This is a genomic window from Pseudomonas sp. Colony2, assembly GCF_019382755.1.
Lineage (GTDB): Bacteria > Pseudomonadota > Gammaproteobacteria > Pseudomonadales > Pseudomonadaceae > Aquipseudomonas.
Genome location: NZ_CP080030.1, coordinates 3,536,511 through 3,548,357, shown reverse-complemented (window position 1 = coordinate 3,548,357; position 11,847 = coordinate 3,536,511). Strand labels below are relative to the sequence as shown.

Annotated in this window: 12 protein-coding genes; 8 read left to right on the top strand and 4 right to left on the bottom strand. The window is 62.3% G+C overall.

All coding sequences use genetic code 11. From position 1 onward, the window contains the following. Nucleotides 1-138 precede the first annotated feature (138 nt). The 3 genes from JV201_RS14055 to JV201_RS14045 all read right to left on the bottom strand — a co-directional run bounded on the left by JV201_RS14055 (nt 139) and on the right by JV201_RS14045 (nt 2,623). The gene (locus JV201_RS14055) at nt 139-1,074 is read right to left on the bottom strand and encodes a FecR domain-containing protein (RefSeq protein WP_219407099.1); all 936 of its coding nucleotides are present in this window, start codon (nt 1,072-1,074) and stop codon (nt 139-141) included. Next, on the bottom strand, nt 1,071-1,589 hold the full coding sequence (locus JV201_RS14050; protein WP_219407098.1) for a sigma-70 family RNA polymerase sigma factor: 519 nt from the start codon (nt 1,587-1,589) through the stop codon (nt 1,071-1,073). Before JV201_RS14050 ends, JV201_RS14055 begins: the two co-directional genes overlap by 4 nt. 92 nt (nt 1,590-1,681) lie before the next feature. Next, nucleotides 1,682-2,623: a LysR family transcriptional regulator gene (locus tag JV201_RS14045; protein WP_087693849.1), complete on the bottom strand. Its 942-nt coding sequence runs from the start codon at nt 2,621-2,623 to the stop codon at nt 1,682-1,684. A gap of 117 nt (nt 2,624-2,740) precedes the next feature. Between JV201_RS14045 and JV201_RS14040 the strand changes: the two genes are divergently transcribed. The 8 genes from JV201_RS14040 (at nt 2,741) to JV201_RS14005 (ending at nt 10,661) form a co-directional block, all read left to right on the top strand. Beyond that, entirely contained in the window at nt 2,741-4,036 is a 1,296-nt protein-coding gene (locus tag JV201_RS14040) for an MFS transporter (protein WP_177054208.1), read from the top strand. A 15-nt stretch (nt 4,037-4,051) separates the two neighbouring features. After that, nucleotides 4,052-5,236, top strand: coding sequence for an L-rhamnonate dehydratase (rhmD, locus tag JV201_RS14035; protein ID WP_102605248.1), 1,185 nt, complete (start codon nt 4,052-4,054; stop codon nt 5,234-5,236). Between the two features lie 11 nt (nt 5,237-5,247). Beyond that, the gene (locus tag JV201_RS14030) at nt 5,248-6,048 is read left to right on the top strand and encodes an HpcH/HpaI aldolase/citrate lyase family protein (protein WP_102605249.1); all 801 of its coding nucleotides are present in this window, start codon (nt 5,248-5,250) and stop codon (nt 6,046-6,048) included. Between the two features lie 10 nt (nt 6,049-6,058). Continuing rightward, a complete protein-coding gene (gene aldA, locus JV201_RS14025) occupies nt 6,059-7,492 on the top strand; it encodes an aldehyde dehydrogenase (RefSeq protein WP_219407097.1) in 1,434 nt (477 codons plus the stop codon). Nucleotides 7,493-7,562: 70 nt separating this feature from the next. Further along, nucleotides 7,563-8,444: an amidohydrolase gene (locus tag JV201_RS14020; RefSeq protein WP_219407096.1), complete on the top strand. Its 882-nt coding sequence runs from the start codon at nt 7,563-7,565 to the stop codon at nt 8,442-8,444. Beyond that, the gene (rhaM, locus tag JV201_RS14015; protein WP_087693855.1) at nt 8,444-8,764 is read left to right on the top strand and encodes an L-rhamnose mutarotase; all 321 of its coding nucleotides are present in this window, start codon (nt 8,444-8,446) and stop codon (nt 8,762-8,764) included. Before JV201_RS14020 ends, rhaM begins: the two co-directional genes overlap by 1 nt. A 40-nt stretch (nt 8,765-8,804) precedes the next feature. Continuing rightward, nucleotides 8,805-9,863 carry an L-rhamnose/proton symporter RhaT gene (gene rhaT / locus JV201_RS14010; RefSeq protein WP_219407095.1) on the top strand — a complete coding sequence of 353 codons (1,059 nt, stop codon included), beginning with the start codon at nt 8,805-8,807 and terminating at the stop codon, nt 9,861-9,863. A gap of 27 nt (nt 9,864-9,890) precedes the next feature. Further along, the gene (locus JV201_RS14005; protein WP_219407094.1) at nt 9,891-10,661 is read left to right on the top strand and encodes an SDR family NAD(P)-dependent oxidoreductase; all 771 of its coding nucleotides are present in this window, start codon (nt 9,891-9,893) and stop codon (nt 10,659-10,661) included. A gap of 532 nt (nt 10,662-11,193) precedes the next feature. On the opposite strand, the gene JV201_RS14000 is transcribed toward JV201_RS14005, so the two are convergent. After that, nucleotides 11,194-11,805 (bottom strand): LpxA family transferase, encoded by a 612-nt coding sequence (locus JV201_RS14000; RefSeq protein ID WP_219407093.1) that lies wholly within the window; start codon nt 11,803-11,805, stop codon nt 11,194-11,196. Nucleotides 11,806-11,847 lie beyond the last annotated feature (42 nt).

Sequence of the window (11,847 nt, the reverse complement as noted above, 5' to 3'; positions counted from 1 at the left end):
ATCAAAAGCTAAAGCGGGCACGGTTCAAATGTGGGAGCGGGCTTGCTCGCGAAGGTCGTTAACGATGACGCGGGCATCCTGATTCAACGCGGCGCTCTCAGGTTCTTCGCGAGCAAGCCCGCTCCCACAAGGATCGCATCAAGCAGCCGATTTACGCGGCGTCAACGTCACCCAATACTGCGTACGGGACTGCACTTGCAGCGGCATCGTCGACGCCAGCAACGCAAGAATTCGATCGGTATCGGCCAACTGAAAACTCCCAGTGACCCGCAGCGCTTCAAGGCTCGGGTCCCAGCGCAGCACACCCGGCCGATACCGCTCCAGCTCCCGCAAAAAATCACCCAACAGCTGGTTCTGCGCAGTCAGCACACCGTCGCGCCAACCCAATTGCAACGCATCAAACCCCACCGCAGCGCCCATCCCCGACGCCTGCAACCGTGCCTGCTGCCCCCCCTGCAATGTCGCCACTTGCCCACGCAGGTCCTGCACCTGCACCGCGCCCTTCAACACCGACACCAAACACCCGGAAGACAACTGCCGCATACACACTTCAGCCTGGCTGACGATCACCTGGCCATAACGCGTCTGCACCGTCAGCGCACCAGCCCCCGGCACCGTCAACGCCATCTCCCCTTCCACCAGCGTCACACGGCGCCGGGCCGTATCCACGTCCACCGCGCTCGCGGTATTCAGTTGCAGGCTGCTGCCATCCAACAGCGGCACTCGCTTGCGTTCGCCAGTAGCGGTGTGCAGGTCGGCGCGCCACACGTCGATAGGCAATTGCCGGCTGAGCAACCACGCGGTTGGCAACAACGCGGCGACGCCCAAGGCACGCTTGAGTACTGCACGCCGTCCCGGTTGCGGACGATCAAGGCTGGCCATGGCCAACGCTGGCGGCAAGTCGGTAAACCGTTGGCGCAGCGATTGGGCTTTTTGCCAGATCTGCTCATGCTGGGGATGGCTGTCACGCCACTGCTGCAGGCGGGCGTGATCACGTTCGGTGGCGCTGCCGGATTCCAGCAACGCCAGCCACTGCGCCGCCGCCCGGGCGAGATCCGGCGCAGCACGGCTCACAGTTCCACCAGCAGGCAATGCTCGTAAGCCTGGGCCATGTAGCGCTTGACCGTACGCTCGGACACCTTGAGCCGCTCGGCAATCTCCCGATAGCCGAGTCCTTCCAGCTGGCTCCAGAGAAACGCGCGGCGCACCACCGCCGGCAAACCGTCGAGCAATTCATCCAGGGCTTGCAGGGTTTCCAGCAGCAACCAGCGTTGCTCCGGCGACGGCACGCAAGCCTCCGGCAACTGCATCAACGCATTGAGATACGCCTGTTCCAGACTGCGCCGCTGGTGAAAATTCACCAGCAAGCGCTTGCCCACCGTCACCAGATAGGCCCGGGGCTCCTGCAATTGCGCAATCGGCTGCGCGCTGGCCAGCACCCGCAGGAACGTGTCCTGGCTCAGGTCGGCCGCATCCCAGGCGTTGCCCAAGCGGTGCCGCAGCCAGCTTTCGAGCCAGCTGCGGTGGTCGCGATACAACGTGTGAAGGCTGGGTTCAGCGAGGTGCGTCGGCACTACAGCATCATTCATGGCAAGTAACCTGCGCGGCGCGAGTCAGTCTCAAATGAGATTCATTCTATTTAATAACCTGCCGGCGTACCACGTTCTTTTGCACACGATGTTTAAAGCATTGCGGCCTTTTGCCTGAGCATGTCGATAAACAACCCCAACTCGCGGCTCACCGGGTCGCCCTTGCGCAGCAGCATCCCGAACGGTGCCAGTTGCACCTCCAGCACCACCGGCAAGGCGACCACGAGGCCCATTTTCAAGTAATCCCGCAGGGCGCTTTCCGAGAGCACCATGATCGCGTCGGTGAGTTGAATCAGTTGCTGCATGGAATACACCGAACTGCACTCGATAATGTCCGCCGGCTGCGGCAAGGCCAGGTGTTGCAATGCTTCATCAAAACCAATGCGCGCCGGGCTGGTTTGCGGTTGCAGGATCCACGGCCAGTCACTGACCAGTTCCGCCAGCGGCAGATGCTCGCGCTGGGCCAGGGGGTGGCCGGCGTGCACCACCACCAGCATGCGTTCGTTGCCCAGGGGCTCAAAGGTGTAATGCTCACTGTCGGTGGCGGCGTTGCGCCGGGCGATGGCCAGGTCGATGCGGCCTTGCTCCAGCAACTGGATCACCTGGTCGCTGGTATCGCCCATGATGCGAATGCGCATCTGCGGGTTGAGGGTTTTGATCTGCGCAATGGAGTCCATCACAAGGTCCGGCGCCGCGCCCATGATGGTGCCGATCGACAAATACCCGTAGCCGCCCTGCTGGCGCATCATCAGTTCCTCGGCGCAGCGGTCGAGGCCACTCAGCGCCGACTCGGCAAAGCGGATCAATTCCTTGCCCAGTGCCGTCGGGCGCATGCCCCGGGGCAGGCGCTCGAACAGGTCACAGGCAAACATATCCTCGATCTCGCGCAACATGCGCGTCGCCGCCGGCTGCGACATGTTCAGGCTTTGGGACGCACGGTGCAGGTTCTGGCTGGAACTCAAGGCCACCAGCATATGCAGATGCTTGTAGCGCAGTCGGTTGAACAGGCTGCGGGAGATTGCGGGACTACTCATTTTTTTCCTTGTTATCGATACCCTGAGGTTATCAGTTGTAAGCGAGATTCGATTTGTAGCGTATAGATGGAGCGCCGTACAGTCCTTCCCATAAGAACAAAACAACTGGACTGAACAATGAAGACCCTGCCTGCGTCCTTGCTCGCCAAGATTTCCTGGCGGCTGCTGCCCTTTCTGCTGTTGATGTACATCATGGCCTTCCTCGACCGCGCCAACGTCGGGTTCGCCAAGCAAGCCTTCCAGGCCGACACCGGCCTCAGTGATGCCGCCTTCGCCTTTGGCGCCGGGGTGTTTTTTGTCGGCTATGCGCTGCTGGAAGTGCCGAGCAACCTGATCATGCATCGCGTCGGTGCCCGCCTGTGGATGTGCCGGATCATGGTCAGTTGGGGCCTGGTGTCCGCCGCCATGATGTTTGCCCATAACGAAACCAGCTTCTACCTGTTGCGCTTCCTGCTGGGCGTGGCCGAAGCCGGGTTTTTCCCCGGTGTCATTCTCTACCTCACCTACTGGTTCCCCTCTGCGGTACGCGGCAAGGCCATGGGGTTCTTCTACTTTGGCGCGCCCCTGGCCTTCATCTTCGGCAGCCCGCTCTCGGGCCTGTTGTTGGAGCTGGACGGGTTCTCTGGGCTGCACGGCTGGCAATGGCTGTTCGCGGTGGAAGGCCTGATGGCCACCGCGGTTGGCATCTGGGCCTACTGGTACCTGGACAACCGCCCCGCCGATGCCAAATGGCTGAGCGTTGCAGAGCGCCGCCAGATCCAGGACCTGCTCGACCGCGAAGACCAGCACAAAACCTCTCACGGCCGTAGCCTGCTCACTGTGCTGTGCCAGCCCAGCGTGCTGTACCTGTGCCTGGTGTACCTACTGATCCAGGCCAGCGTTTACGGCGTGGTGTTCTACTTGCCAACCCAGGTCGGTGGGCTGCTGGGGACCAAGGTCGGCTTGATGGTGGGCCTGGTCTCGGCGATTCCCTGGGTCTGCGCGCTGTTCGCCGCGTGGTGGATTCCCGGCTACTCCGACCGCACCGGTGAACGCCGCAAAGCCGCGTCCCTGACCCTGTTGATGGCCGCCGCCGGGATCGCCTGCTCGGTGACCTTTGCCAACCCGCTGCTGGGCATGCTCGCCCTGTGCTTTGCCGCCTCGGGCTTTATCGCCGTGCAACCGGTGTTCTGGACCTTCCCGTCCAGCTACCTGGCCGGCAGCGCAGCGGCCGCCAGCATCGCCCTGATCAACTCCTTCGGCGCCCTCGGCGGTTTTATCGCCCCGGTGCTGAAGAACTGGGCAGAAACCGCCTTTCACTCCCCTGCGGCCGGCCTTTACCTGCTGTCCGCCACCACTGTAGTCGCAGCCTTGCTGGTACTCGGTATCCATTCCCCAGGCCATAAAGCGACGAACACGCCGGCCACTGTTTAATCAAGGAGTCACACCATGGGCAACCTCACAATCAAGCACGTGCGCGCCTTTGTGCTGCGCGGCGGCGGCGCGGACTACCACGACCAGGCAGACGGCCACTGGATCGACGATCACATCAGCACCCCCATGAGCAAATACCCCGAGTACCGCCAGAGTCGCCGCAGTTTCGGGATCAACGTACTCGGCACGCTCGTAGTGGAAATCGAGGCCAGCGACGGCACCGTCGGGTTCGCCGTGACCACCGGTGGCGAGCCCGCCGCCTATATCGTCGAGAAGCACCTGGCGCGCTTCCTGGAAGGCGCCCGCGTCACCGATATCGAAAAAATCTGGGACCAGATGTACCAGTCCACCCTGTACTACGGCCGCAAGGGCCTGGTGATCAACACGATCTCCGGTGTCGACCTGGCGCTGTGGGACCTGCTCGGCAAAATCCGCCAGGAGCCGGTGCACCAGTTGCTTGGCGGCGCGGTGCGTGACGAATTGCAGTTCTACGCCACCGGCGCCCGCCCGGACCTCGCACAGAAGATGGGCTTTATCGGCGGCAAGATGCCCTTGCACTACAGCCCATCGGAAGGCGAAGAAGGCCTGCGCAAAAACCTCGAGGAACTGGCAACCATGCGCGAACGGGTCGGCCCGGACTTCTGGCTGATGCTCGACTGCTGGATGAGCCTGGACCTGAACTACGCCACCAAACTGGCAACCGGCGCCCATGAATACGGCCTGAAATGGATCGAAGAAGCGCTGTCGCCCGACGACTACTGGGGCTATGCCGCGCTGCGCAACAACGTGCCCAAAGGCATGTTGGTTACCACCGGCGAACACGAAGCCACCCGCTGGGGCTTTCGCATGCTGTTGGAGATGGGGTGCTGCGACATTATCCAGCCAGATGTGGGCTGGTGCGGCGGCCTCACCGAGCTGGTGAAAATCTCCGCCTTGGCCGATGCCCACAATGCGTTGGTGGTGCCCCACGGCTCGTCGGTCTACAGCTACCACTTTGTTGCGACCCGCCATAACAGCCCCTTCGCCGAGTTCCTGATGATGGCGCCCAAGGCAGACGAAGTGGTGCCGATGTTCCACCCGCAACTGCTCGGTGAACCCGTGCCGGTGAATGGCCGCATGCGCCTGTCGGTGCTCGACAAACCCGGGTTTGGCGTGGACCTCAATCCCGATTGCCAATTGCATCGCCCGTACAACCGCTGAGGACTCCTGCCATGAACATGCCCCACAACGCTTTCAAGGCCGCGCTGCGTAAAGACGCCGCGCAATACGGGATCTGGGCCGGCTTCGCCACCGCCTATGCCGCCGAGATCGTCGCCAGCACCGGTTATGACTGGATGCTGATTGACGGCGAACACGCCCCCAACACCGTGCCCAGCGTGCTCAACCAGCTCCAGGCCGTGGCTCCCTACACCACCGCCCCGGTGGTACGCGCGGTAAGCAGCGACGCCAACCTGATCAAGCAACTGCTGGACGTCGGCGCCCAGACGCTGATGATCCCGATGGTCGAAACCGCCGAGCAAGCCAAGGCCCTGGTGCGTGCGATGCGTTATCCGCCCCACGGTATTCGTGGCGTTGGTGGCGGTTTGACCCGCGCCACCCGCTGGGACGGCGTGTCGGATTACCTCAACACCGCCCATGAACAGCTGTGCCTGATCGTGCAGGTGGAGTCGCGTCTGGGCGTTGAAAACGTCGCGGCGATTGCGGCGGTGGAAGGCGTGGACGCGGTGTTTATCGGCCCCGCCGACCTGTCCATCGGCCTCGGTCACCCCGGCAATCCCGGGCACCCCGAGGTACAGGAGCGCATCCAGTACGCAGTCAATGCCACGCTGGCGGCCGGCAAGGCCTGCGGCATTCTCGCGCCCAACGAAGACGACGCCCGCCGCTATCAAGCCTGGGGCTGCCAGTTCATTGCGGTGGCCATCGACATCAGCCTGCTGCGCCAGGGTGCCATGTCGACCCTGGCCCGCTATCGCCCCGCCGCCGACGCCAAAGCACCGTCACGTACTTACTGAGGAGCCAAGCATGTCATCCGTACCGGTCTACCAGAACTTCATCAACGGCCGCTTTACCTCCAGCGATGCACACCTGGATGTATTGAACCCGGCCACCGGCGCCCTGTTGTCGAAGGTCCCGGCGTCCACCTCCGAAGACATAGACCAAGCCTTGGCTGCCGCACGTCATGCGCAAAAAGACTGGGCGCGCAAACCGGCGATCGAACGTGCCGGGCACTTGCGCCGCATCGCCGCCAAGCTGCGGGAAAACGTCGCCCACCTGGCGCGCACCATTACCCTGGAGCAAGGCAAGGTCAGCGGCCTGGCGGAAGTGGAAGTCAACTTCACCGCCGACTACCTCGACTACATGGCCGAGTGGGCGCGCCGCATTGAAGGCGAGATCATCACCAGCGACCGCCCCAATGAAAATATCTTCCTGTTCCGCAAACCCCTGGGTGTGGTGGCCGGCATCCTGCCGTGGAACTTCCCGTTCTTTTTGATCGCCCGCAAGATGGCCCCGGCGTTGCTCACCGGCAACACCATCGTGATCAAACCCAGCGAAGAAACGCCGAACAACTGCTTCGAGTTCGCCAAACTGGTGGCCGAGACCGACCTGCCGGCCGGGGTATTCAATGTGGTCTGCGGCGATGGCCGCGTCGGTGGCGCCCTCACCGCCCATAAGGGCGTGGACATGATCAGCTTCACCGGCAGCGTCGCCACCGGCTCGCGGATCATGGCTGCCGCCGCCCCCCATATCACCAAGCTCAACCTCGAGCTGGGTGGCAAGGCACCTGCCATCGTCCTCGCCGATGCCGACCTGGACCTCGCGATAAACGCCATTCGCGACTCAAGGATCATCAACAGCGGCCAGGTGTGCAACTGCGCCGAACGGGTGTACGTGGAGCGCAAGGTGGCCGACCAGTTTATCGAGCGCATCAGCGCCGCGATGGCCGCCACCCGCTACGGCGACCCCATCGCCCAGGCCGATGTGGAGATGGGCCCGCTGATCAACCGCCAAGGCCTGGACAGCGTCAATCGCAAGGTGCGCACCGCCTTGAGCCAGGGTGCATCGCTGGTCACCGGTGGACAGATCGCCGACCTGGGCCAGGGCTTTCACTTCCAGCCGACGGTATTGGCCGGTTGCCACGCCGACATGGAAATCATGCGCGAAGAAATTTTTGGCCCGGTGCTGCCGATCCAGATTGTCGACGACCTGGATGAAGCCATCGCCATGGCCAACGACTGCGACTACGGCCTGACCTCCTCGATCTACACCCGCGACCTGGGCAAGGCGATGCAGGCGGTGCGCGAATTGTCGTTCGGCGAAACCTACGTCAACCGCGAGAACTTCGAGGCGATGCAAGGCTTTCATGCCGGCGTGCGTAAATCCGGGATCGGCGGCGCCGATGGCAAGCACGGCCTGTACGAGTACACCCACACCCATGCGGTGTACTTGCAGAGCTGAAGTGGTGTAACGGGCCTTGGCGCGGTAGCGTGCGGGCCCTTCCCCATCCATTGTTCCGAAGGATTGCGCTATGCCCCTTACCCCTTACAGCGGGCCGATCATCGACAGCCATTTGCACCTGTTCGACCCGCGCCGCCCCCAGGGTATTCCCTGGCCCGAGCCGGGAAACGCGCTGTATGCCGCACATTTGCCGGCGGATTATTGGCCGCTGGCGGGCGAACATAACGTGATCGGCGCGATTGCCGTGGAAGCCAGCCCGTGGCGCGACGACAACCGCTGGTTGCTGGAGACCCTGCGCAGCGACCTGCGCATGCTCGGTTTCGTCGGCAACCTTGACCCGCTGCACGGCGACTTTGCGGCAGACCTCGATGCCTTGGCCCATGAACCGCTGTTCCTCGGTTTGCGCTACGGCAACCTGTGGGACCGCGATTTGCCAGACGACCAGAAGCGCCCCGGCTTTATCGAAGGCCTGCGCCGCCTCGCCGAATACGGGCGTGGCCTGGACAGCGCCAACCCCAATCCGCGCTTGATCAAAGGGCTGCTGCATTTGAGCGATGCCTTGCCCGAGCTGCGCATCATCGTCGATCACCTGCCCAATGCCAGCGTGCCCGCCGGCGAAGAATCCGCGTATCACGCCGACCTGATGCGCCTGGCAGAGCGGCCGAATGTATTTGCCAAACTGGCGGAAATCCCCCAGGTCGGCCCGCAGGGTCTGATCCTTGACCCGGCGTGCTACAACGACCGCCTGGCCGTGCTGTGGGAAGCCTTTGGCGAAGACCGTTGCTTCTTCGGCAGCGATTGGCCCAACAGCAATCAACTGGCCAGTTTCGCTACCACCCTGGGCCTGGTGAAAGCCTGCATGGCGGGCAAACCCGAGGACGTACAGGGCAAGTTCTTCCTGCACAACGCGGTGCGCATCTACAGTCCTACGCCACCCCACGGAGGCAAGTAATGCAGACCCGAGCCTTTCGCATGAACCTCAACCCCGGTCAGCACGCCGAGTACCGTCGACGCCACGATGAGATCTGGCCCGAACTGGCCCAGGCCCTGCGTGATGCCGGCGTGGTGGACTACCGGATCTTCCTCGACGAGGCCAGCAACGCCTTGTTCGCCGTGATGACCCACGAAGAGCGGCACGGGCTCGACGCACTGCCGGGCACCGCGCTGATGCAACGGTGGTGGCAGTACATGCAAGACATCATGCCCAGCCAGCCGGACGCCTCGCCCGTCAGCGTGGATTTAATCCCGATGTTCAGCCTTACCCCAGGCTGAAACAGCGCGCTACCACAACAATAAAAAAGGATTCGACTACGTGGAAATCATTCTCTTCGGTGTGATTCTGCACTTCATCGGCGGCTTCGCCTCCGGCAGCTTCTACATCCCCTACAAGAAAGTCCGCGGCTGGGCCTGGGAAAGCTACTGGATCACCGGCGGCCTGGTGTCATGGCTGATCGTGCCGCTGATTGCCGCGCAACTGACCGTGCCCGGCTGGGCCGACATCCTGCGCCAGGCCGACATCAGCACCTTGCTCTGGACCTACCTGTTCGGCGTGCTCTGGGGCATCGGCGGGCTGACCTTCGGCCTGACCATGCGCTACCTCGGGCTGTCCCTGGGCATGTCGCTGGTACTGGGCCTGACCTCGGCCCTTGGCGCCTTGATGCCGGCGCTGTATCGCGACCTGTTCACCGACGCCACCGAAGGCACCCTGACCTCAATGCTCGCCTCCCAGGGCGGGCATTGGGTGCTGTGGGGCGTGGCGGTATCGCTGGTGGGCATCGCCGTGTGCGGCAAGGCCGGGCTGATCAAGGAACGAGAAGTGCCGGAAGCGGTGAAATTCGCCAGCATCAGCGAGTTCTCGGTGGCCAAGGGCATGCTGGTTGCGGTGATCTCCGGGGTGCTGAGCGCGTGCTTCAGCTACGGTATTTCAGCCGGGCGCCCACTGGCTGCCGCGGCTGTCGAGCATGGCGCCAACAGCCTGTTCCAGAACAACGTGACCTTCATGGTGATCATGTGGGGTGGCCTGACCACCAACGGCCTCTGGTGCCTGTGGCTGAACTGGCGCAACCGCACGTTCCACAACTACACCGACCGCAGCACTCCGCTGCTTGGCAACTACCTGTTGGTGGCGTGTGCCGGCACCCTGTGGTTCCTGCAGTTTTTCTTCTACGGCATGGGCGAAAGCCGCCTGCAGAACGACGCCAGTTCGTGGGTGTTGCACATGTCTTTCATCATCATCGTATCCAACTGCTGGGGCCTGTATTTCCGCGAATGGCAGGGCACCAGCGCCACCAACAAAGGCGTATTGGCCGCGGGTATCGCGGTGATTCTCGGTGCCATTGCCATGGTCGGTTACGGCAACTATCTCGGCTGAGGCCGCTTTTTTTTCAGGAGTTCACTTATGTTACTTGCAGACAAAACCGTGATTATTACTGGCGCCTCCCGTGGAATCGGCCGCGCCGCCGCCAGGGAATGTGCACGCCAGGGTGCCCGTGTGGTCATCGGCCACAGTGGTAGCGGCCAAGGCACTGAAGCGGCGTTTTCGTTGATCGAGGAAATCAAGGCGTTCGGCGGCCAAGCGGTGGAGGTGGGCGGCGATGCGGCTGATCCGGACAACGGCGACAAACTGGTGGCCGGCGCGCTCAAGGCATTCGGCAGTGTGGATGTGTTCGTCAACAACGCCGGGATTTGTCCGTTCCACTCGTTTCTCGACATGCCGCGTGAGGTGTACCTGAAGACGGTCAACACCAACCTCAACGGCGCCTACTTCGCCGTGCAAGCGGCGGCAAACCAGATGAAAAACCAGGGCAAGGGCGGCGCGATCATCGCCGTCAGTTCCATCAGTGCGCTGGTGGGTGGCGGGATGCAGACGCACTACACGCCGACCAAGGCCGGGCTGCACTCGTTGATGCAGTCCTGTGCGATTGCGTTGGGGCCGTATGGTATTCGCTGCAACTCGGTGCTGCCGGGAACGATTGCCACCGATATCAACAAGGAAGACTTGGCCGACGAGGAGAAGCTGGCGTACATGACTTCGCGCACGCCGTTGGGGCGCCTGGGTGAACCCGACGACGTCGCGGGGCCCATCGTGTTCCTCGCCTCGGACATGGCGCGGTATGTGACCGGAGCTTCGCTGTTGGTAGACGGGGGATTGTTTGTCAACTTGCAGTAGCGTTGGGAAGCGGGCCGCCGCGACGGGGCGTCCCTGCCCCGTGCTACCTGCGTTCGGCCAGCGTGGTTTAACGGGGCGCCTAAGATCAAGATCAAAAACAGATCAAGAGCACAGCGGCCTGAAAGCCGACTTGAGTGTTGAAGAGCAAAATCAAAATCTAAAGCGAGCACGGTCAAAAAATGTGGGAGCGGGCTTGCTCGCGAATGCGGTGTGTCCGTCACCCAATGCATCAACTGACAGACTGCATTCGCGAGCAAGCCCGCTCCCACATTTGGACCGTGTGCGCCCTTGATCTTGCTCTGGCTTCTACCACTCAAGCCGGCCTGTAGGCCGCTGTGCTCTTGCTTTTGATTTTGATCTGGCTCTGACTGCCCCAATAAGCCCGAGCCACAGTGAGGCGCCGACAGGCGGGGCAGAGCCCTGTGCTTACTTTGGGCTGGGCCGGCATTCCGGCTTTTCCAAAGCGAGTCGCTGTAAGAGCGAAACCATAAGCAGCCGTTACTCAACTAACGGATATGTACACCAAAAACCCCTACCCCTCACAATCGAAAACCTCCCCACGCCTAACCACACTACCCGCCGCAAGCACCGCTCCCGGTGCCAACACACCATTGGCTCCAACCCGCGACTGATCCCCAAGCAGCGCGCCAAACTTGTCGCAGCCGGTGCGCTGCAACTGCCCATCAATGCGCACCTGCACTTCCTTGTCGTCACGCTCGTTCCGGTAGTTGGCCACGATACTGCCGGCTTCCAGGTTAACCCCGCGGCCCAATACCGAATCACCGACAAAGTTGAAATGCGCCAACTTGCTGCCGCTGAAGACAAAGGATGTCTTGAGCTCTGCACCCGGTCCGAAGATGCAATATTCATCCACCCAGCAACCGCCGCGAAGGTAGGCACCGGCAGCGATAAAACAGTGGGCGCCGATGATCAGCGGCGCTTTCAAAACAGCGCCCGCCTCCACGACCGCAGTACGGTGCACGGCAATCTCGTCATGAATCTCATAGTCATCATCAGAAAGCCCCGCCAGCAATTTGCGAACGATTTCCGGCGCCCGGGTCACCAACTCCCACGGCGCAAGATCCACCCAGGGTGCCAGCGGCGAACGGGAAAAATCAGCGATGTAATCGGTCAGTCGAATCAACGTCGAGCCCTCTACAGATCAGAGAAGCCCGAAACGCTAACA

Coding starts and splice junctions, on each gene's coding strand:
- JV201_RS14050 (WP_219407098.1), bottom strand. CDS start 1,589: ATGAATGATGCTGTAGTGCCGACGCACCTCGCTGAACCCAGCCTTCAC.
- JV201_RS14045 (WP_087693849.1), bottom strand. CDS start 2,623: ATGAGTAGTCCCGCAATCTCCCGCAGCCTGTTCAACCGACTGCGCTAC.
- JV201_RS14040 (WP_177054208.1), top strand. CDS start 2,741: ATGAAGACCCTGCCTGCGTCCTTGCTCGCCAAGATTTCCTGGCGGCTG.
- rhmD (WP_102605248.1), top strand. CDS start 4,052: ATGGGCAACCTCACAATCAAGCACGTGCGCGCCTTTGTGCTGCGCGGC.
- JV201_RS14030 (WP_102605249.1), top strand. CDS start 5,248: ATGAACATGCCCCACAACGCTTTCAAGGCCGCGCTGCGTAAAGACGCC.
- aldA (WP_219407097.1), top strand. CDS start 6,059: ATGTCATCCGTACCGGTCTACCAGAACTTCATCAACGGCCGCTTTACC.
- JV201_RS14020 (WP_219407096.1), top strand. CDS start 7,563: ATGCCCCTTACCCCTTACAGCGGGCCGATCATCGACAGCCATTTGCAC.
- rhaM (WP_087693855.1), top strand. CDS start 8,444: ATGCAGACCCGAGCCTTTCGCATGAACCTCAACCCCGGTCAGCACGCC.
- JV201_RS14005 (WP_219407094.1), top strand. CDS start 9,891: ATGTTACTTGCAGACAAAACCGTGATTATTACTGGCGCCTCCCGTGGA.